This is a genomic window from Microbacterium sp. LS_15 (assembly GCF_041954735.1).
Classification (GTDB): Bacteria; Actinomycetota; Actinomycetes; order Actinomycetales; family Microbacteriaceae; genus Microbacterium.
Map to the genome: position 1 here is coordinate 322,722 of NZ_JAVAYD010000001.1, position 19,913 is coordinate 342,634.

Annotated in this window: 18 protein-coding genes; all 18 read right to left on the minus strand. The window is 70.2% G+C overall.

The window, feature by feature from the left end; translation table 11 throughout:
* Positions 1-21: 21 nt before the first annotated feature.
* The 18 genes from RAC69_RS01610 to rpoZ all read right to left on the minus strand — a co-directional run bounded on the left by RAC69_RS01610 (position 22) and on the right by rpoZ (position 19,883).
* Positions 22-1,488, minus strand: a complete 1,467-nt coding sequence (locus RAC69_RS01610) for a glutamate synthase subunit beta (RefSeq protein WP_341934441.1) — start codon at positions 1,486-1,488, stop codon at positions 22-24.
* Positions 1,481-6,004, minus strand: coding sequence for a glutamate synthase large subunit (gltB, locus tag RAC69_RS01615; protein WP_375085294.1), 4,524 nt, complete (start codon positions 6,002-6,004; stop codon positions 1,481-1,483). The genes RAC69_RS01610 and gltB overlap by 8 nt, the downstream gene beginning before the upstream one ends.
* Positions 6,005-6,139: 135 nt before the next feature.
* The gene (lgt, locus tag RAC69_RS01620; RefSeq protein WP_375084675.1) at positions 6,140-7,168 is read right to left on the minus strand and encodes a prolipoprotein diacylglyceryl transferase; all 1,029 of its coding nucleotides are present in this window, start codon (positions 7,166-7,168) and stop codon (positions 6,140-6,142) included.
* Between the two features lie 10 nt (positions 7,169-7,178).
* A complete protein-coding gene (gene trpA / locus RAC69_RS01625) occupies positions 7,179-7,982 on the minus strand; it encodes a tryptophan synthase subunit alpha (protein ID WP_375084677.1) in 804 nt (267 codons plus the stop codon).
* Positions 7,979-9,247, minus strand: a complete 1,269-nt coding sequence (gene trpB / locus RAC69_RS01630; protein WP_375084679.1) for a tryptophan synthase subunit beta — start codon at positions 9,245-9,247, stop codon at positions 7,979-7,981. Before trpB ends, trpA begins: the two co-directional genes overlap by 4 nt.
* Positions 9,247-10,020 carry an indole-3-glycerol phosphate synthase TrpC gene (trpC, locus tag RAC69_RS01635; protein ID WP_341934437.1) on the minus strand — a complete coding sequence of 258 codons (774 nt, stop codon included), beginning with the start codon at positions 10,018-10,020 and terminating at the stop codon, positions 9,247-9,249. Before trpC ends, trpB begins: the two co-directional genes overlap by 1 nt.
* A complete protein-coding gene (locus RAC69_RS01640) occupies positions 10,020-10,265 on the minus strand; it encodes an HGxxPAAW family protein (RefSeq protein WP_341934436.1) in 246 nt (81 codons plus the stop codon). Before RAC69_RS01640 ends, trpC begins: the two co-directional genes overlap by 1 nt.
* Before the next feature lie 47 nt (positions 10,266-10,312).
* Positions 10,313-10,903 carry a Trp biosynthesis-associated membrane protein gene (locus RAC69_RS01645; RefSeq protein WP_375084681.1) on the minus strand — a complete coding sequence of 197 codons (591 nt, stop codon included), beginning with the start codon at positions 10,901-10,903 and terminating at the stop codon, positions 10,313-10,315.
* Positions 10,900-11,259, minus strand: coding sequence for a phosphoribosyl-AMP cyclohydrolase (gene hisI / locus RAC69_RS01650; RefSeq protein ID WP_375084682.1), 360 nt, complete (start codon positions 11,257-11,259; stop codon positions 10,900-10,902). Before hisI ends, RAC69_RS01645 begins: the two co-directional genes overlap by 4 nt.
* Positions 11,256-12,017 carry an imidazole glycerol phosphate synthase subunit HisF gene (gene hisF / locus RAC69_RS01655; RefSeq protein ID WP_375084684.1) on the minus strand — a complete coding sequence of 254 codons (762 nt, stop codon included), beginning with the start codon at positions 12,015-12,017 and terminating at the stop codon, positions 11,256-11,258. The genes hisI and hisF overlap by 4 nt, the downstream gene beginning before the upstream one ends.
* Entirely contained in the window at positions 12,017-12,859 is an 843-nt protein-coding gene (gene hisG, locus RAC69_RS01660; RefSeq protein WP_375084686.1) for an ATP phosphoribosyltransferase, read from the minus strand. Before hisG ends, hisF begins: the two co-directional genes overlap by 1 nt.
* A 38-nt stretch (positions 12,860-12,897) precedes the next feature.
* Positions 12,898-13,161 carry a phosphoribosyl-ATP diphosphatase gene (locus tag RAC69_RS01665; RefSeq protein WP_375084687.1) on the minus strand — a complete coding sequence of 88 codons (264 nt, stop codon included), beginning with the start codon at positions 13,159-13,161 and terminating at the stop codon, positions 12,898-12,900.
* Positions 13,158-13,838, minus strand: coding sequence for a ribulose-phosphate 3-epimerase (gene rpe / locus RAC69_RS01670; RefSeq protein ID WP_375084689.1), 681 nt, complete (start codon positions 13,836-13,838; stop codon positions 13,158-13,160). Before rpe ends, RAC69_RS01665 begins: the two co-directional genes overlap by 4 nt.
* Positions 13,825-15,228: an RsmB/NOP family class I SAM-dependent RNA methyltransferase gene (locus tag RAC69_RS01675; protein ID WP_375084690.1), complete on the minus strand. Its 1,404-nt coding sequence runs from the start codon at positions 15,226-15,228 to the stop codon at positions 13,825-13,827. Before RAC69_RS01675 ends, rpe begins: the two co-directional genes overlap by 14 nt.
* 131 nt (positions 15,229-15,359) lie before the next feature.
* Complete coding sequence (gene fmt / locus RAC69_RS01680) at positions 15,360-16,307, minus strand: methionyl-tRNA formyltransferase (RefSeq protein ID WP_375084691.1); 948 nt, start codon at positions 16,305-16,307, stop codon at positions 15,360-15,362.
* Between the two features lie 65 nt (positions 16,308-16,372).
* Positions 16,373-18,331 (minus strand): primosomal protein N', encoded by a 1,959-nt coding sequence (locus RAC69_RS01685; RefSeq protein WP_375084692.1) that lies wholly within the window; start codon positions 18,329-18,331, stop codon positions 16,373-16,375.
* A 7-nt stretch (positions 18,332-18,338) separates the two neighbouring features.
* On the minus strand, positions 18,339-19,532 hold the full coding sequence (metK, locus tag RAC69_RS01690; RefSeq protein ID WP_375084693.1) for a methionine adenosyltransferase: 1,194 nt from the start codon (positions 19,530-19,532) through the stop codon (positions 18,339-18,341).
* A 93-nt stretch (positions 19,533-19,625) separates the two neighbouring features.
* Positions 19,626-19,883: a DNA-directed RNA polymerase subunit omega gene (rpoZ, locus tag RAC69_RS01695; protein WP_045258544.1), complete on the minus strand. Its 258-nt coding sequence runs from the start codon at positions 19,881-19,883 to the stop codon at positions 19,626-19,628.
* Positions 19,884-19,913: the final 30 nt, after the last annotated feature.

The window sequence follows — 19,913 nt, forward strand, 5'->3', positions numbered from 1 at the left end:
GGCGACGGTGCCTGGCTCAGCCTACGCGTGAGCGAGACCGATCGCGACCTGATGCGGGCCCACCGGCTCCGGCAGCACGGTCTCGCCCATCAGGAAGCGGTCGACGTTCGCCGCGGCCGCACGGCCCTCGGCGATCGCCCACACGATGAGCGACTGGCCACGACCCGCATCGCCGGCGACGAACACGCCGGGGATGCTGGACTCGTAGCCCTCGTCGCGCTGGAACGCTCCCCGGTCGGTCAGCTGCGGGCGGGTGTCGTCGGTGTAGCCGTCCTGCTCGGGCCCGGTGAAGCCCATGGCGATGAGCACCAGGTCCGCGGGGATCTCGCGCTCGGTGCCGCTCTTGGGTACGCGACGACCGTCGACGTACTCCGTCTCGGCCACTCGCAGCGCGCGGACCTCGCCGACCTCGTTCGCGAGGAACTCGACGGTCGACGCGAGGAACACGCGCTCACCGCCCTCCTCGTGCGCGGACGACACCTCGAAGATCGTCGGCATCATGGGCCACGGCTGGTGCGCGGGGCGCTCCGTGCCCGGCTGCACGCCGATCGCGAGGTTCGTCACGCTGAGGGCGCCCTGCCGGTGCGCGGTGCCGATGCAGTCCGCACCGGTGTCACCGCCGCCGATGACGATGACGTGCTTGCCCTCGGCCGTGATCTGTTCGGGGACCTTGTCGCCGGCGACCGCGTGATTGGACTCGACGAGGTACTCCATGGCGAAGTGCACGCCGTCGAGGTCGCGTCCGGGGATCGCCAGGTCGCGGGGAACCGTCGCGCCGGTGGCGATCACGACCGCGTCGTAGCGCGCCCGCAGGTCGGCCCACGAGATGTCCTTGCCGATCTCGACGCCGGCGCGGAAGCGGGTGCCCTCCTCCTGCATCTGACGCAGACGGGCCTCCAGCTGTCCCTTCTCCATCTTGAAGTCGGGGATGCCGTAGCGGAGCAGTCCGCCGATGCGGTCGTCGCGCTCGAAGACCGCGACCGTGTGTCCGGCGCGGGTGAGCTGCTGCGCAGCGGCGAGCCCCGCGGGGCCCGATCCGACGACGGCGACCGTCTTGCCGGTGAGGCGCGCGGGCGGCTGCGGCTCGACCCAGCCCTTGGCGAAGGCCTCGTCGATGATCGAGACCTCGATCTGCTTGATCGTCACCGCGGGCTGGTTGATCCCCAGCACGCAGGAGCTCTCGCAGGGCGCAGGGCAGAGACGGCCCGTGAACTCCGGGAAGTTGTTCGTCGCGTGCAGGCGATCGATGGCCGCGCGACCCTCGCCGCGCCACGTGAGGTCGTTCCACTCCGGGATCAGGTTGCCGAGCGGGCAGCCCTGATGGCAGAACGGCACGCCGCAGTCCATGCAGCGGCCGGCCTGGCGCTTGAGCACCGCCTGATCGCCCGCCTCATAGACCTCTTTCCAGTCCATGATGCGCACGGGGACGGGGCGCCGCGCGGGCACCTCGCGCTCCGTGACCTTCAGAAAACCCTTGGGATCAGCCACCGGTCACCTCCAGGATCCGGTTCCAGACGACGTCGCCGTCAGGGTCGATGCCCTCGGCGACTGCTTCCTCGCGCATGCTCCGCACCGCGGCGTAGTCGCGCGGGAGCACCTTCGTGAACTGGCCGGCGATCTCCTCGAACCGCGCCAGGATGTCGGAGCCGAGGGGCGATGCCGTGCGCTCCACGTGCTCGGCGATCAGGCTGCGCAGCACCTCGAGATCGGCCCGGTCGAGGGGCTCGAGCAACAGCTCGCCGCTGCCGAGGGACTGCGCGTTGATCTTGCCGGTGTCGAGCGATCGGACGTACGCCACTCCCCCGGACATGCCGGCACCGAGGTTCCGACCCGTCGTGCCGAGGATCACCGCGACGCCGCCCGTCATGTACTCGAGGGCGTGGTCTCCCACGCCCTCGACGACGGCCGTCGCACCGGAGTTGCGCACCAGGAACCGCTCGCCGACGACACCGGACAGGAACATGGTCCCTGCGGTGGCGCCGTAGCCGATGACGTTGCCCGCGATCACGTTCTCGTGCGGTGCGATCCTCGACCCGCGAGGCGGGCGGATCGTGATGTCGCCGCCGGAGAGGCCCTTGCCGACATAGTCGTTCGCGTCTCCCTCGAGACGGAGCACGATACCCGACGGCAGGAATGCTCCGAGGGACTGACCGGCCGTGCCGTGCAGCGTGACGTCGATCGTTCCGCGCGGCAGTCCGTCGGCGCCGTGGCGGGACGTGACCTGGTGGCCGAGCATCGTGCCGACCGCGCGCTCGGTGTTCGCGATAGGCAGTTCGGCCACCACGGGCTCGCCGTTCAGTAGGGCGGGTCCCGCGATATCGATCAGCTGTACGTCGAAGTGCTTGTCGAGCTCGTGATCCTGCGTGCGGCGGCTGCGGCGGGGCTCGCTCGCAGGGAACGCCGGGCCCTCGAGCACCGGGCTCAGGTCGAGGCCCTCCGCCTTCCAGTGCTCGACGGCCGCGTCGACCTCGAGCAGTTCGGCGCGTCCGATGATCTCGTCGAGCGAGCGGAAGCCGAGCTCGGCGAGGATCTCGCGCACCTCTTCGGCGATGAACTCCATGAAGTTCACGACGAACTCGGGCTTGCCGGTGAACCGCTCGCGCAGCACGGGGTTCTGCGTCGCGACGCCCACGGGGCAGGTGTCGAGGTGGCACACGCGCATCATGATGCAGCCGCTCACGACGAGCGGGGCCGTCGCGAAACCGAACTCCTCGGCGCCCAGTAGAGCGCCGATGACGACGTCGCGACCGGTCTTCAGCTGCCCGTCGACCTGCACGACCACGCGGTCGCGCATGCCGTTCAGCATGAGCGTCTGCTGCGTCTCCGCCAGGCCGAGCTCCCAGGGGGTTCCCGCGTGCTTGAGCGAGTTCATCGGGCTCGCGCCCGTCCCTCCGTCGTGCCCCGAGACGAGGATGACGTCGCTGAGCGCCTTCGCCACGCCCGCCGACACCGCGCCGATGCCGGACTGGCTCACGAGCTTGGTGTGGATGCGCGCCTCGGGGTTGGCCCGCTTCAGGTCGAAGATCAGCTGCTTGAGGTCTTCGATCGAGTAGATGTCATGGTGAGGGGGCGGGGAGATGAGCCCGACGCCCGGCGTCCCGCCGCGGGTGCGAGCCACCCACGGATACACCTTCTGCGGCGGCAGCTGTCCGCCTTCACCGGGCTTGGCGCCCTGTGCGAGCTTGATCTGGATGTCGTCGGCCTCGGTGAGGTAGAGGCTCGTGACGCCGAAGCGTCCGGAGGCGACCTGCTTGATCGCGCTGCGGCGCTCGGGATCCATGAGCCGGTCGACGTCTTCGCCGCCCTCACCCGTGTTCGACTTGCCGCCGAGGCGGTTCATCGCGATCGCGAGGGTCTCGTGGGCTTCCTTGGAGATCGAGCCGTAGCTCATCGCTCCGGTCGAGAAGCGCTTGACGATCGCCGAGACGGGCTCGACCTCGTCGATCGGCACCGGCTTGCGTGTGCCGGTGCGCAGGGCGAACAGACCGCGCAACGTCTTCAGCTCGGCGGCCTGATCGTCGACGAGCTTGGTGTACTGACGGAAGATGTCGTACCGACGCTCACGCGTGGAGTGCTGCAGCTTGAACACCGTCTCCGGGTTGAAGAGGTGCGGCGAGCCGTCGCGACGCCACTGGTACTCGCCGCCGCTCCAGAGCCGCTCGTGGGCGCGAGCCGCGGCATCCTCGGGATAGGCGTAATCGTGACGGGCCTGGTTCTCGGCGAAGATCTCCTCGATGCCGATTCCGCCGAGCTTCGACTCCGTGCGCGTGAAGTACTTGTCGATGAACTCCTCGCTCAGCCCGACCGCCTCGAAGACCTGCGCGCCGGCGTACGACGACACGGTCGAGATGCCCATCTTCGACATGATCTTCAGCACGCCCTTGCCGAGCGCGTAGATGAGGTTCTTGACGGCCTTCTCGGGGCTGATGCCGGTGATGTATCCGGTGCGGACGAGGTGCTCGACCGTCTCCATCGCGAGATAGGGGTTGATGGCCGAGGCGCCATAGCCGATGAGGGTGGCCACGTGGTGGACCTCGCGCACGTCACCGGCTTCGACGATCAGACCGACCTTCATGCGGTTCTCGCGGCGGATCAGGTGGTGGTGCACCGCCGAGACCATGAGGAGCGACGGGATCGGCGTGAGATCCTTGTTCGAATCGCGGTCGGACAGGATGATGAACTCCGCGCCGCTCGCGATCGCCTCGTCGACCTCGTCGCACATCTCGGTGAGACGCTTCTCGAGCGTGTTGGAACCGACGTCGAAGTGGTACAGGCCCTTGATCGTCACGCTCGAGCGGTCGGGCAGCGCCTTGTCGATGTGGCGGATCTTCGCGAGCTCGTCGTTGTCGATGACCGGGAAGTCGAGCGACACCGTACGCGTGTGGTCGGGACCCCAGCTGAGCAGGTTGCTCTCGGGGCCGAGACCGAGCTTGAGGCTCGTGACGACCTCTTCGCGGATCGAGTCGAGCGGCGGGTTGGTCACCTGCGCGAACTGCTGCGTGAAGTAGTCGAAGAGCAGACGCGGACGCTTGCTCAGCACCGCGATCGGCGTGTCGGATCCCATCGCGCCCAGCGGCTCGACGCCGTGCTGACCCATCGGGGTGAGGAGGATGCGGACCTCTTCCTCCGTGTAGCCGAAGGTGCGCTGGCGACGGGTGATCGATGCCGGCGGATGCACGATGTGCTCCCGCTCCGGAAGGTCGGCGAGGCGGACGGCTCCGGCATCCAGCCATTCCTGCCACGGGTGCATCGTGGCGAGGTCATGCTTGATCTCCTCGTCCTCGATGATGCGCTGCTGCGCGGTGTCGACGAGGAACATCTTGCCGGGCTGCAGGCGTCCGCGGCGCTTGATGCGCTCGGGCTCGAAGGTGAGCACTCCGGTCTCGGAGCCGATGACGATCAGACCGTCGGTCGTCTCGGTCCAGCGCCCAGGGCGCAGTCCGTTGCGGTCGAGGGTCGCTCCGATGAGCGTGCCGTCGGTGAAGATGAGGGCGGCGGGGCCGTCCCAGGGCTCCATCTGGTTGGAGTGGTACTCGTAGAAGGCACGCAGCTCGGGCGAGATGTCCGACTGCTTCTCGTAGGCCTCCGGCACCATCATCATGATCGCGTGGGGCAGGCTCCGACCGGTGAGGGTCAGGAGCTCGAGCACCTCGTCGAAGGACGCGGAGTCGCTCGCGCCGTCGGTGCAGATGGGCAGCAGGGGCGAGACATCGCCGAGCAGCTCGGACTCCAGCTGCGACTGACGAGCGCGCATCCAGTTGCGGTTGCCGCCGACGGTGTTGATCTCGCCGTTGTGCGCGAGCATGCGCAGCGGCTGCGCGAGCGGCCACGACGGGAACGTGTTCGTCGAGTAGCGCGAGTGCACGACGGCGAGCTCCGACATGAACCGCTCGTCCTGCAGGTCGGGGTAGAACGGCTCCAGCTGCAGCGTCGTGACCATGCCCTTGTACCCGAGCGTGCGGGCCGAGAGCGTGACGAAGTAGGCGCCGAGCTCGTGACCCGCGCGCTTGCGCAGACGGTAGGCGACCCGGTCGAGAGCGATGCCCGTGAGCGGCGCGTCGGAGTGCGATGCGCCGCCGGCGCTGACGAACAGCTGCTCGAACGCCGGGCGGGCCTCATCGGCGAGCTTGCCGAGGTGCTCGTTGGCGGTGGGGACCTCGCGCCAGCCGAGCACGCGGAGCCCCTCGGACCTGGCGATCTTCTCGATGCCCGCCTTCTGCTCGCGGCGGACGCTCGAGTCGCGCGGCAGGAAGGCCAGACCGGCGGCGTACTCTCCCACCGGCGGCAGCTCGAAGTCGGTCACGGCACGCAGGAACGCGTCGGGCATCTGGGTCAGGATGCCGGCGCCGTCGCCGGTCCCGGCGTCGGAGCCGATGGCTCCGCGGTGCTCGAGGTTGCGCAGCGCCTCCAGGGCGAGCGCGATGATGTCGTGGCCCGCCTCACCGCGCAGGGTCGCGACCATGGCGAGGCCGCACGCGTCCTTCTCGAACGCCGGGTTGTACATGCCCTGCTTCGGGGGGTAGGCGCCGGAGGCGCCATGGGGAGGCTGAAAATACACCTGAACCGTCCTCAGATCTACGGATGACCCGGGGACGTCATTGGCCGGGCTGATGCGATGGGGTCCGCACGGACCGGTCGGCTATCGGGCGCCTTCCGTGTCCGTGGGAGCGGTGCTTGTGGCGCTGGCTCCTGCGGCGACTTCTTCGGACGGAGGCTCACTCAGGTCCACGAAGTCGGAGGGATTGTCCTGCGAGTCTACATCAGCGTCCAGATCCTTCCGCCCGCGGCCCGGCTGGTACGGAGAGGGCTCCAGGCCGAGGTGACGCCGCGACTGGACGCCGAGGATCGCGAGACCGACGACGATGCCGATGATCGCGGCCCAGACGTTGCTGCGCAGCCCGAGGATGATCTCGCTCGGGTCGATGCGGATCGACTCCCACACGACGCGGCCGGCGCTGTACCAGATGAGGTAGATCGCGAACAGGCGGCCCCACTGGAGGCTGGTGGCCTTGCGGCTCAGCCACAGCAGGACGACGACGCCGAGGAGGTTCCAGATGACCTCGTACAGGAACGTCGGGTGGAAGAGCGTTCCCTCCGGGAGGCCAGGGGGGAAGGCGGAGTTGTCCGACTCGATCTCGAGACCCCACGGGAGATCTGTCGGGAGACCGAACAGCTCGTGGTTGAACCAGTTGCCGAAGCGTCCCATGGCCTGGGCGAGCAGCAGTCCGGGTGCGAGGGCGTCGGCGAAGGTCCAGAAGCGGATGCCGGTCCACCGGCATCCGAGGTACGCGCCGATCGCGCCGCCGATGAGGGCGCCGAAGATCGCGATGCCGCCCTCCCAGATCGCCCACACGGAGCCCGGCTCGAAGGGGTTCCAGGTGTTCTTGCCCTCGCCGAAGTAGAAGCCGGGGTGGGTGAGCACGTGGAAGATGCGCGCGCCGACGATGGCGAGCGGCACGGCGAGGATGGAGATGTCGATGACGACCCACGGCTCCGCACCGCGACGCGTGAGACGGCGGTTCGTGAGGAACACGGCGGCGATGATGCCGGCGATGATGCACAGCGCATAGAAGTGGATGCGCAGTGGTCCCACGTCGAAGTACGAGACGGGCGGACTGGGGATGCTGGCGAGCACGCCGCTGAAGGTGCTGTGAAGCGCGTGGGACATGAGTGCGATTCTAGTTCTCGTGTACGGGGCGTGCCGAGACGGTCCCGGCGGCCAGGGTGCGGGTGACCTCGGCGAGAGCGGGGACGCCCCCGTCGCGGAGGGCGCGGACGAGTGCCGTGCCGACGATGGCGCCGTCGGCGTACTCGGAGACGCCGGCGATCTGCTCGGCGGTGGAGATGCCGATGCCGACGCACGCCCGGCTGGCTCCGGCCGCGCGCAGACGGTCGACGAGCGTGCGTGCTGCCCGGTCGAGCTCCGCCCGTTCGCCGGTGATGCCCATGGTCGACACGGTGTAGACGAACCCGGTCGAGGACGCGACGACGAGCGAGAGGCGCTCGTCGGACGAGGTCGGGGCGGCGAGGAACACGCGGTCGAGGCCGGTGCGGTCGCTCGCCGCGATCCACTCCCCTGCGACGTCGGGCGTGATGTCGGGCGTGATGAGCCCCGCGCCGCCGGCCGCGAGCAGGTCGTCGGCGTAACGGTCCACTCCGTACTGGAATACGGGGTTCCAATACGTCATCACGAGCACGGGGACGTCGGTCGCCTCGGTGATCGCTCGCACAGCGGTGAACAGGTCTTTCATCTTGAAGCCGTTCGCGAGCGCCGCGGTGGTGGCTTCCTGGATGATGGCGCCGTCCATGACCGGATCGCTGTAGGGCGGGCCGAGCTCGATGATGTCGACGCCGTTCTCGGCGAGGGCGATGGCCGCTCGGATGCTCGTGTCGAGATCCGGGAAGCCGACGGGGAGGTAGCCGACGAACGCGCTGCGGCCCGCCGCGTGCGCAGCCTCGATGGCCTGTTCGACGCGACTCATAGCTCGGGCTCCCCCTTGGACGCTGCGGCCTCCGCCGCGCTCTCCTGCTCGACGTCGTGCTCGAGGGCCGCTCGGTCGTAGAGGTCGAAGTAGCGTGCGGCCGTGTCCATGTCCTTGTCCCCCCGGCCGGACAGGCAGATGGCCAGCACGGCATCCGGGCCCATCTCCCGCCCGAGGCGGAGCGCACCCGCGAGGGCGTGCGCGGACTCGACCGCGGGGATGATCCCCTCTGTGCGGCTGAGCAGGCGCAGCGCCTGCATCGCCTCGTCGTCGGTCGCCGGGATGTACTCGGCGCGACCGAGGTCGGCCAGCCAGGCGTGCTCCGGGCCGACGCCCGGATAGTCGAGGCCTGCGGAGATCGAGTGGGACTCGACCGTCTGCCCGTCTTCGTCCTGCAGGACGTAGGTCTTGGCGCCGTGCAGGATGCCGGGGCGCCCCCGCTCGATCGATGCGGCGTGCTTGGGCGTGTCGACCCCGTCGCCTGCGGCCTCCACGCCGTAGAGCCTCACCTCGGGGTCGTCGAGGAAGGCGTCGAACATGCCGATCGCGTTGGATCCGCCGCCGACGCAGGCGATCACGGCGTCGGGGAGACGGCCGGTGACGTCGAGGAGCTGCTGCCTCGCCTCTTCGCCGATGATCTTCTGGAAGTCGCGCACCATCGCGGGGAACGGGTGCGGGCCCGCTGCCGTGCCGAAGATGTAGTTGGTCGTCTCGACGGACGCCACCCAGTCGCGGTACGCGTCGTTGATCGCGTCCTTGAGCGTGCGCGATCCGGACCGCACGGGCACGACCTCCGCGCCGAGCAGGCGCATGCGGGCGACGTTGAGCGCCTGGCGCTCGGTGTCGACCTCGCCCATGTAGATCGTGCAGTCGAGGCCGAACAGGGCGGCGGCGGTCGCGGTGGCGACGCCGTGCTGACCGGCACCGGTCTCGGCGATCACGCGGGTCTTGCCGAGGCGCTTCGTGAGCAGGGCCTGACCGAGCACGTTGTTGATCTTGTGGGAACCGGTGTGGTTGAGGTCCTCGCGCTTGAGGAAGACCCGCGCACCGCCGGCGTGCTCGGCGAAGCGGGCCACCTCGGTGAGAGGCGACGGACGACCCGCGTACGAGCTCAGCAGAGAGGCCAGCTCCGACCGGAACTGCGGATCTGCGATCGCCTCGCCGTAGGCGACGGTCAATTCGTCGATGGCCGCGATCAGCGACTCGGGCATGTAGCGCCCGCCGTAGTCGCCGAACAGCGGGCCGTGCTGGTCACGCAGGCTCATCACGCCTCCAGGAAGCTCTTGAGAGTGGCGATCGGGTCGCCCGTCACGAGGGCCTCACCGATCAGGACGACGTCGGCACCCGCGGAACGGTAATGCGTGACGTCAGCGGGTGTCAGCACCGCCGACTCGGCGATCTTCACCGCGGAGTCGGGGATGCGCTCGACCAGGCGACCGAAGAGATCCCTGTCGAGCTCGAGGGTCGTCAGGTCCCGGGCGTTGACACCGATGAGGCGCGCTCCGAGATCGATCGCGACGTCGAGTTCATCGGCCGAGTGCGTCTCGACCAGCGGCGTCATCCCGAGCTCGAGCACGAAGTCGTAGAGCTCGCGCAGCACGGCGGGCTCGAGGCCGGCCACGATGAGCAGGACGAGGTCGGCGCCCGCAGCCCGGGCCTCGAGCACCTGGTAGCGGGTCGCGATGAAATCCTTGCGCAGCACCGGCAGGGCGACGCGGGCGGTCACGGCCTCCAGATCGGCGAGACTCCCGCCGAAGCGCCTCTCCTCGGTGAGCACGCTGATCGCGGATGCTCCCCCGAGCTCGTACAGCGAGGCCTGCAGCGCCGGGTCGGGGATCTCGGCGAGGGCGCCGCGAGACGGACTCGCGCGCTTGACCTCGGCGATGATCTTCACCCGCTCCGCCGGAGCGAGGAACGACAGCGCATCCTTCGCCGCAGGGCGCGCGAGGGCGACGCGCTCGACATCGGCCAGCGGCCGGGTGAGTGCGCGACGCTCGGCGTCTGCGACAGCGCCGGCCGTGAGGTCGGCGAGGACCACTAGTGGCCCTTCGGGGAGTACTTGGGACCCTTCACGCCGTAGCCGGCCCGGGCGAGCAGCCAGCCGACCAGCGCGCCGACCGGGATGATGACGGCACCGACGTAGATCAGCGGCACCCAGAACCCGGCGAACTCGGCGAGGCAGAACGCCACCGTCGCGAGCGTGAACCCGAAGAGCATGATGATCACGGCCGTCCAGGCGGCAGGCGAGTGTCCGTGGCCGGGATCGGCGATCGGGTTGGTCATGTTCTCCTCCGGGGACGGCGTGCGGGATCGGGTCAAGTCTATCGGGGTCAGCGCGTGGGATCGGTTCCGCGCGACAGGTCGTCCCAGGAATCGATCGCGTCGACGGGACCCGCCGTCTCGGCTGCGTGCGGCGCATCGGTGCGGAATCGGCGGCCGCCGGTCTTCCAGCGACGCCACGTGACGAGCACCACCAGGGATGCGGCGAGCAGCACGACCCACCCGATGAGAGCGATGGGTGGCCATGCGGACCGTTCGATCCCGACGACGACATCGGCGATCGCCGCGCTGCCTGCGAGACCGGTCGTCTCCGTCACCGTCGGCCCCACGGCCGCGAGCGGATCGGAGAGGAACAACTGCAGTGTGGTCCAGCCGAGGAAGACGGCGGAGGCCGCGCCCAGCACTCCGAACACGAGGCGGAGTACCGGGCCGACGATCGACATCGCGAGCCCGAGCGCCAGCACGGCGAGGCTCAGCGGCGCGAGCAGCGGCAGCGCGGACGCGCCGGGAACGAGGATCGCCTCCCCGGCATCCGCCCGTTCCACCGTCAGCCAGGTCTGTGTCGACGAGATGATGCCGACGGCCCCCGCGAGGAGGAAGCCGAGCACTGCGATCGAGCGGCCGCGACGAGCCAGGCTCATGCGCTCGCGCCCCCGTCGACCGCTTCGAGGTCGGTCGTGTCGAAGCAGGTGCGCGTGCCGGTATGGCACGCGGGCCCCGTCTGGTCGACACGCAGGAGGATGGCGTCTCCGTCGCAGTCCAGTCGCGCCTCGCGCACGACCTGAGTATTGCCGGAGGTGTCGCCCTTGCGCCAGTACTCACGGCGCGAGCGCGACCAGTACACGGCGCGCCCGGTGGTGAGCGTGCGGCGCAGCGCCTCGGCATCCATCCACGCGAGCATGAGCACCTCGCCGGTGTCCCACTGCTGGACGATCGCCGGCGTGAGCCCGTCGTCATTGAAGACGACCTGGGATATCCGCTCCTCGACCGAGCTCATCGGACCACCACTCCCTCCGCGCGCAGCGCGTCCTTCACCTCTCCGACCGTCAGGGCGCCGGTGTGGAACACGCTGGCGGCGAGCACGGCATCCGCGCCGGCCTTGATGGCGGGTGGGAAGTGCTCGACCGCACCGGCGCCGCCCGAAGCGATCACGGGGACCGCAGCCACCTCGCGCATCAGGCCGACGAGTTCCAGGTCGAACCCGTCGCGGGTGCCGTCGGCGTCGATGGAGTTCACAAGCAGTTCGCCGGCACCGCGCTCAGCCGCCTCGCGTGCCCACTCCAGAGCGTCGAGGGTCGTCTGCGTCCGTCCGCCGTGCGTGGTCACCACGAATCCCGACGGGGTGGAGCCACCGCGTTTGACGTCGAGAGACAGCACGAGCACCTGCGCGCCGAACCGATCCGCGATCTCACCCACGAGGTCGGGTCGGGCGATCGCGGCCGAGTTCACGCCGATCTTGTCGGCACCGACCGCGAGCAGACGCGCCACGTCGTCGACCGAGCGCACCCCCCCGCCGACCGTCAGCGGCACGAACACCTGCTCGGCGGTCCGCTGCACCACGTCGTACGTCGTCGCGCGGGCGTCGACCGTGGCGGTCACGTCGAGGAAGGTGATCTCGTCCGCGCCCTGGGCCGCATAGTGCCTGGCGAGCTCGACGGGGTCGCCCATGTCTCGGAGGTTCTCGAAGTTCACGCCCTTCACCACACGGCCGGCCGCGACGTCGAGGCACGGGATGACCCGGCTCGCGAGTGTCATCAGAGCCTCGCGTTGTGGATCGCGGTCACGAGGATCGCTCGTGCGCCGAGGGCGTACAGCTCGTCCATGACCGGGTTGACCCTCCAACGCGCGACCATGACGCGCACCGCGACCCACTCCGGATCGCGCAGCGGAGACACGGTCGGCGACTCGATGCCGCCGGCGACCTTCACGGCGTCGTCGAGCAGCGCGACGGGCAGGTCGTAGTCGATCATGACGAAGCGGCGTGCGACCATGACGCCGCGCAGTCGGCGCAGCAGAGTCTCGGACCCCTCGGCATCGTGGGGGCCTGCGATCAACACGGCCTCGGATTCGAGGATCACCGGGCCGAAGACGTCGAGGCCCGCCTGGCGGAGCGTCGTGCCCGTCTCCACCACGTCGGCGACGGCGTCGGCCACCCCGAGCTGCACGGCGGACTCCACTGCGCCGTCGAGCGGAACGAGATCGACCGCGATGCCCCGCTCGTCGAGGAACGAGTCCACGAGACCCGGGTACGACGTCGCGATGCGCAGACCGTCGAGCTGCGCCACGTCGGTGTACCGGCCGGCCGGCGCCGCGAAGCGGAAGGTCGACCCCGCGAAGCCGAGGGCCTCGATCTCACGAGCGCCGGGCATGCGGGCGTCGAGGAGCAGATCGCGCCCCGTGATGCCCACGTCGATGGCACCGGATCCGACGTACGTCGCGATGTCCTTGGGGCGGAGGAAGAAGAACTCGACGTCGTTGTCGGCGTCGATCACGTGCAGGGTCTTGGTGTCGCGGCGACCGGCGTACCCGGCCTCCGCGAGCATCTCGGCGGCGGTCTCGGACAGAGACCCCTTGTTGGGAACGGCGATGCGCAGCATGAACGGCTTTCAGTTCGGAGTGGAGGGGTCGGGGCGCATCACAGATGTCGGTAGACGTCCTGCAGGCTCAGGCCCTTCGCGATCATCATCACCTGCACGTGGTACAGCAGCTGCGAGATCTCCTCGGCCGCGGCCTCGTCGGACTCGTACTCCGACGCCATCCAGACCTCGGCGGCCTCTTCGACGATCTTCTTGCCGATCGTGTGCACGCCGCCGTCGAGCTCCGCGACGGTGCCCGATCCCTCGGGACGGGTCTCCGCCTTGTGGCTGAGCTCATCGAACAGCTCGTCGAAAGTCTTCACGATTCCAGGCTAGCGGCTCGCGCGCGGTCCCTGAGCCGGGTGACGGCGGCCTCCACGTCATCCGCGCCGTAGACCGCCGATCCGGCGACGAACGTGTCGGCGCCGGCCGCAGCGGCCTGCTCGATCGTGGAATCGGAGATGCCGCCGTCGACCTGCAGCCATACGGACGATCCCCGTCGCTTCGCCTCGTCGGCCAGCGCCCGGAGCTTCGGCATCGTCTCGGCCATGAATCCCTGCCCGCCGAACCCCGGTTCGACCGTCATGACGAGGATCTGGTCGAACTCGTCGAGCACGGGGTACAGGCCGTCGGCAGGGGTGTCCGGCTTGATCGCCACACCCGCTCGCGCACCGATGCTCCGCAGGTGGCGGGCGAGGGAGATCGGATCCGCTGCGGCCTCGAGGTGGAACGTCACGCTCGCGGCGCCCAGCTCGGCGTACCCGGGCGCCCACCGATCCGGATCGGTGATCATGAGATGCACGTCGAGCGGGATCGGACTCGTCGCCTGAATGCGCTCCACCATCTGCGGACCGAAGGTCAGATTCGGCACGAAGTGGTTGTCCATCACGTCGACATGGGCGAAGTCCGCCGACGCGATCTCCGCGAGGTCGCGCTGCATGTTCACGAAGTCCGCGGCGAGGATGCTGGGATTGATGCGCGGGGCGTCAGGCAGTTCCACGGGTGTCGTCTCCTTCTGCGGCCGAGGCGCCGCCTGTCTGCTGATCGGTGCGCTGCAGGAGCGCGAGGAACATGGCGTCCGTGCCGTGGCGATGCGGCCACAGCTGTACCCGGCCCGTGCCGTCCGAGGCCAGGTCGATCGGAGACCGGGCGACGCGCGCGAGCACCGCGCCGGCGTCGAGTTCGGCGACGTCGGCGCGTCCGCGCAGGACCTCCTGCACCACGCCCGTGGTCTCGGCGAGGTGGGGCGAGCACGTGACGTACGCGACGATCCCACCGGGGGCGAGCGCGTCGAGCGCGGCGGTGAGCAGCTCGACCTGGAGCGGCACGAGGTCCGCGACATCGGCCGGTGTCTTCCGCCAGCGGGCTTCCGGGCGCCGACGGAGGGCGCCGAGGCCCGTGCACGGCGCGTCGACGAGGATGCGGTCGAACGACGCGGGATGCTCCGCGGCGAACACGCGTCCGTCCTCCTCGTGCACGACGACGTCGCCGGGGACGGACTGCAGGGCCTTGCGGACGAGACCCGCGCGAGCCGGCACCACCTCGTTGGCCTCCAGAGCGACGCCGTGCTCGCGCGCCACCGCCGCGAGGAGCGCCGTCTTCCCGCCCGGACCGGCGCAGAGGTCGAGCCACCGCTCCTCGGGACGGATGGGAGCAGCCTCGGCCAGCGCGAGAGCGACGAGCTGCGACCCCTCGTCCTGCACGCGCACGGTGCCGCGGGACTCGGTGAGCACCCGGTACGGGTCTCCTCCGGGCGAACCATAGGCCGTGGGTGCGTACGGCCGTCGTGGCTCGCCGGGCTCCGCGAGACCGGGCAGCGCGACGAGGGTCACCTCCGGGGAGACGTTGTCGGCGTCGAGCAGTGCGTCGAGCTCATCGGCCCGTCCCTCGGCGGCGAGAGCACGTCGCAGCGCGCGGATGACCCAGACCGGATGCGCCGTGCGCAGCGCGAGCCGTTCGTCGTCCGATCGAGCGGCGTCCTCGATGCGCGTCTGCCACTCCCCCGGCGTCTCGCGGGCGATCCGGCGCAGCACCGCGTTGGCGAAGCCCGCGGGGCCGCGACCCTGGCCGGCGGCGATCAGGTTCACCGACTCGTTCACCGCCGCGTGCGAGGCCACCCGCGTCGCGAGCAGCTGGTGCGCCGCGAGGCGCAGCGCGTCGAGCACGGGCGGGTCGATGTCGGCGGACGGCCTGTCGGCGGCCGCGCTGATGATCGCGTCGTACGTCCCCCGACGGCGCAGGGTGCCGTAGGCGAGCTCGGTGGCCAGAGCGGCGTCCTGCGGCGTCAGACCGGCCTCCGCGATCGCGGACGGGAGCATGAGGTTCGCATACGCGTCGGACTCGGAGACCGCCCTGAGCACCTCGTAGGCCACACGACGGGCTGGCTGCACCGTGCGCTGGGGCCTTCGAACGTCGCCCCGCCGCTCGGAGGGGCGCTGCCGGGCGCCGCGCGAACCCGTCGCGTTACCGCCGCTCGGTCCCTTCCGCGGACTGCGCGGGCGACCAGCTCCGCCCAGCTCACTCATGCGCCTGCTCGCAATCCGTCGGTGTCGCGCAGTCCGCGCCACCAGTCCGTGGCGTTCATGGCCCCCTTGCCTGCGGGTTGCAGACGCGTCACGGCCAGCGGCGCATCGGCGGTGCCGATGAGCAACGCCGCCTTCGTCGCGACGATCTCCCCCGGCGCAAGCCCACCTGGGGCGAGATCACCCGACGCGGTGTCGCCGTCGGCCGCGATCGTCGCGGCGAGAATCTTCACCCGCTGACCGCCCACGATCGTGTGCGCGCCCGGTTCCGGGGTCACGCCTCGGTACCGCGCGAAGACCTGCGACGCCGGCTGCGACCAGTCCAGGGCGCCGTCGTCGAGTGTGAGCTTCGGAGCCAGGGTGGCCTCGCCGGTCTGCGGCTCCGCGTGGAGGGTTCCCGCGTCGATGCCCTCGACCACGTCGGACGTGAGGTCGGCGCCGAACGTCGCGAGCGCCTCGAGCGCGGCATCCGCCGTCGCGTCGCGCGGGATGTCCGCCTCGCGCATGGCGAAGACGTCGCCGGCGTCGAGCTCAGGGACGAGCTGGAAGACGCTGGCGCCCAGTCTGTCGTCGCCGGCGATGAGCGCGCGCTGCACCGGAGCCGCGCCCCGCCAACGCGGCAGCAGCGAGAAGTGGAGGTTGATCCATCCGCGATCGGGTGTCGACAGCAGCGGCTCGCGCACGAGTCCTCCGTAGGCGACGATGACTCCGAGCTCGGGCTCCAGCGCCGAGATGCGTGCGGTGACCTCGTCGTCGAGTCGCGCTGCCTTGATCACGGGCAGGCCGAGCTCGACGGCGGCCGCCGCGACAGCAGAAGGCGTCAGGACGCGCTTACGGCCCAGAGGCGCGTCGGGACGCGTGACGACCGCGAAGATCTCGTGCTCGGCGGCCAGGCGCCGGAGGGTGGGTACGGCGGCCGACGGTGTGCCGGCGAAGACGAGTCGCATGAAGGTGCTCCGGAGGGAAGGCGGGCGGAACGGGGCGGAACCGGGGTCGGGACGATCGGAACCGATCAGAGCTCCGGATCGAGGATATCGAGGCGGACCGTGAGTGTGGCCCGAGAAGAGCGCCCCTTGCCGCGCCGCGCGGCGACCGCCTCGGCGACGACCGCCGCGCGCAGCGTCGTCGCCACTCTCGTGCCGGCTCCGTAGTCGAAGCGCACGAGGGCGCGCACGCGGGGCGGCACGTCGTCCGACTCCACCGGCACGGGACCGAGCACGGCGTCCGGGGGCAGGGAGAGCTCACGGAGACTGCTCAGCGCCCGTCCGACCGCCGCAGACGAACCCTCGACGAGCGCGACGCGCGCTGCAGGGGGCATGTGCAGCGGCGCCCGCTCGGCGAGCTCCGCGCGGGCGTAGGCCGCCTGGTTCCACGTCGCGAGGGCGCGAGCGACGGACCCGTCGACCCCCACGAGGTGCACGGGCGCGCCGGGCGCGGCGAGAGCGGCGGCGTTCGACCACCAGCGCAGGCAGGCCTCACCGATCCGGAGATCCGGAGCCTGCAGCATCCGCGGACCGTCGAGAAGCACCACCGCCCGGTATCCGCCCTCGGCGATCGGCTCGGCCCCGCGCGTGGCCACGACCAGCGCGGGCTTGTCGGCCACGCGCTCGACGGGATGCGCACTGTCGGCGACGATCACCCGGATGCCGGGGAACGCACGACCGAGTTCGTCCGCGGTGCGCTCGCTCCCCGACGACGCGAGCCGCAGCGTCGTCGACGAGCACACCGGGCAGGTCCAGGCTCGCGCGCCGCGACCGCACCAGCCGCAGACCGGCACAGCGCCGCGGTGCTTCGCGCCGAGCGGTCCACCGCAGTGGGCGCACCGAGCAGGGGCACGGCACTCGGCGCACACGAGGGAGGGGGCGAAGCCCGGTCGCGACACCTGCACGAGCACCGGTCCCTCGGCGGCCGCGTTGCGCGCCGAGAGGAACGCCGACGAGGGCATGCGCTGGGCTGTCGGCTGCTCCATCTCCTGCGGGGTGCTGAGGATGACCCTCGGCAGCACTCGCCTGCCTGCCCGCACGTCCCGCAGCCACCCCCGCGCCACGAGCCGCTCGACATCGGTCGTGCGGGTGTGGCCCACGAACAGCAGCGCGGAGCCCTCCTGCTCCTGTCGGAGCAGCGCCGCGTCTCGCGCGTTCACGTACGGTGCGAGCGGTTCGCCGAGAAGAGGGTCGCCGTCGTCCCAGACCGCCACCAGGCCGGCCTGCACCGGGGCGTAGACGGCAGAGCGGTTGCCGACGACGATGCACGGCGCGTCTTCGAGCGAGCGGAGGAACGCCCGGTACCGGTCGGGATTCGTCTGCCGGGAGTCGTAGCGGACGACGGACCCCTCCGGCGCCACAATCTCCAGGGCTGAGAGCAGGCGATCCAGATCGCGGTGGTCCGGCACGATCAGGATGCTGGACGCACCCCCGTCGAGCACGGTCGTCGCCGCCGCCGCGAGCAGCGATGCCCACCCCTGCTCTTCCTCGCGCTGCTGCGGGATCGCCTCGACGGCAGCTCGACCGCGCTGCTCGAGCACGGCACCCAGGCCGTCATAGGCGTCGATGACACCGCGTGCCGCGTCGCGCGCGGTATCCGATGGCCGCATCGGCGGCGCGTCGTTCGTCCAGGCCTTCTCGACCCGCACCTGCCGTTTGGGGATGACGAGGCGGAGGATGTCGGATGCCGATCCCGCAGCGCGGTCGGCCGTGCGTCGAGCCAGCCGGTAGAGCCGATCGGGCAGCACCGCCACCGGGGAGACGATGCTCTCGATCTCCGACAGCGGCCTATCGGCGTCGTTCTCGATGTCGAGCTCGACGACGTAGGCGTCGACCACTCGCCCCGCCGTGCGCAGGGGCACGCGCACGCGTACGCCCGTGCCGACCTCGCCGAGTTCGTCGGGGATCGCGTAGTCGAACAGTCGGTCGAGCTGCGGCAGCGGCGATTCGAGGAGCACGCGCGCGATACGCCGGCTCTGCGTCACCATCGCGCGCTCAGAGGCCGGCTGCCCGCCGGAGCTCCTCGGCGCGATCCGTGCGCTCCCAGGTGAAGTCGGGGAGCTCGCGGCCGAAGTGCCCGTAGGCGGCGGTCTGCGCGTAGATCGGCCGCAACAGGTCGAGCTGCTCGATGATCGCCTGCGGGCGCAGGTCGAAGACGTCGAGGATCGCCCGGGTGATCGCCTCGTCGGAGACCGTGCCCGTGCCGAACGTCTCGACGTAGAGTCCGACGGGCCGCGCGACGCCGATCGCGTAGGCGACCTGCACCTCCAGACGCTCGGCGAGACCGGCGGCGACGGCGTTCTTGGCCACCCAGCGCGTGGCGTAGGCGCCCGAACGATCGACCTTCGACGGGTCCTTGCCGCTGAACGCTCCGCCGCCGTGACGTGCGGCACCGCCGTAGGTGTCGATGATGATCTTGCGGCCGGTGAGCCCGGCATCCCCCTTGGGGCCGCCCGTCACGAACGGGCCCGCCGGGTTGATGTAGTAGGTGACGTCGTCGAGGTCGAGACCCGTGGTCGCGAGAACCGGATCGATGACGTGCTCGCGCACCTGCGCCTGCAGCTCCTCCTGGGAGATGTCGGGGTTGTGCTGCGTGGACAGGACGACGGCGTCGACGGTCCGCGGGGTGAAGCCGTCGTAGCCGAGGGTGACCTGCGTCTTGCCGTCCGGGCGGAGGAACGGCAGCACGCCCGACCGACGGACCTCGGTGAGGCGCTCGGCGATGCGATGCGCCGTCCACGCGGCCATCGGCATCAGCTGCGGCGTCTCGTTCGTCGCGAAGCCGAACATGATGCCCTGGTCGCCGGCTCCGAGCCCGTCGAGCGGATCGATCGAGGAGCCGTCGCGATGCTCCTGCGCGTTGTCGACGCCGTGGGCGATGTCGGAGGACTGCTCGCCCACCGACACGCTGACACCGCACGAGTCGCCGTCGAAACCGGTGTCGCTCGAGGTGTAGCCGATGCCGTTCACGACCTGACGCACGATCGTCGGGATGTCGACGTAGGCGTCGGTGCGGATCTCACCGGCGACGTGCACGAGCCCGGTGGTCACGAGGGTCTCGACCGCGACGCGGGAGCCCGGGTCCTTGGCGAGGAGCCCGTCGAGGATGCTGTCCGAGATCTGGTCGCAGATCTTGTCCGGGTGCCCTTCGGTGACGGACTCGGACGTGAACAGACGCAGGGCGCTCATCGGTGCTCCAGAACGGGATCGATCGGTGTGCAGGGGATGGTCCCCATTGTGAACCGCGCCGCCGACATCAGCGGGCGGCGCGGTCACAGGAGGTCACTCTGCGTGACGCAGGCGGAGCTTGTCCTCGTTGATCTCGTGCAGAGCGATGGTCAGCGGCTTGTCCTCGACGGAGGAGTCGACGAGCGGGCCGACGTTGTCGAAGAGGTTGCCCTCGTGCAGGTCCGAGTAGTAGTCGTTGATCTGGCGCGCGCGCTTCGCCGCGTAGATGACGAGCTCGTACTTGGAGTCCACTCGGTCGAGAAGGTTGTCGATGGGGGGATCGATGATGCCCTTGTTGTGGTGTCCGGCCATGGTGACCTCCTGATCAGGCGACGGGTTCGT

Bases quoted from the DNA above. Each gene is read 5' to 3' on its own strand.
- hisG (WP_375084686.1), bottom strand. From the start codon at position 12,859: ATGCTGCGCATCGCCGTTCCCAACAAGGGGTCTCTGTCCGAGACCGCC.
- lgt (WP_375084675.1), bottom strand. From the start codon at position 7,168: ATGTCCCACGCGCTTCACAGCACCTTCAGCGGCGTGCTCGCCAGCATC.
- RAC69_RS01640 (WP_341934436.1), bottom strand. From the start codon at position 10,265: ATGACCAACCCGATCGCCGATCCCGGCCACGGACACTCGCCTGCCGCC.
- rpoZ (WP_045258544.1), bottom strand. From the start codon at position 19,883: ATGGCCGGACACCACAACAAGGGCATCATCGATCCCCCCATCGACAAC.
- hisF (WP_375084684.1), bottom strand. From the start codon at position 12,017: ATGACACTCGCGAGCCGGGTCATCCCGTGCCTCGACGTCGCGGCCGGC.
- metK (WP_375084693.1), bottom strand. From the start codon at position 19,532: ATGAGCGCCCTGCGTCTGTTCACGTCCGAGTCCGTCACCGAAGGGCAC.
- gltB (WP_375085294.1), bottom strand. From the start codon at position 6,004: ATGTACAACCCGGCGTTCGAGAAGGACGCGTGCGGCCTCGCCATGGTC.
- trpA (WP_375084677.1), bottom strand. From the start codon at position 7,982: ATGAGTCGCGTCGAACAGGCCATCGAGGCTGCGCACGCGGCGGGCCGC.
- RAC69_RS01685 (WP_375084692.1), bottom strand. From the start codon at position 18,331: ATGGTGACGCAGAGCCGGCGTATCGCGCGCGTGCTCCTCGAATCGCCG.
- trpB (WP_375084679.1), bottom strand. From the start codon at position 9,247: ATGAGCCTGCGTGACCAGCACGGCCCGCTGTTCGGCGACTACGGCGGG.
- hisI (WP_375084682.1), bottom strand. From the start codon at position 11,259: ATGAGCTCGGTCGAGGAGCGGATATCCCAGGTCGTCTTCAATGACGAC.
- RAC69_RS01645 (WP_375084681.1), bottom strand. From the start codon at position 10,903: ATGAGCCTGGCTCGTCGCGGCCGCTCGATCGCAGTGCTCGGCTTCCTC.
- fmt (WP_375084691.1), bottom strand. From the start codon at position 16,307: ATGCGACTCGTCTTCGCCGGCACACCGTCGGCCGCCGTACCCACCCTC.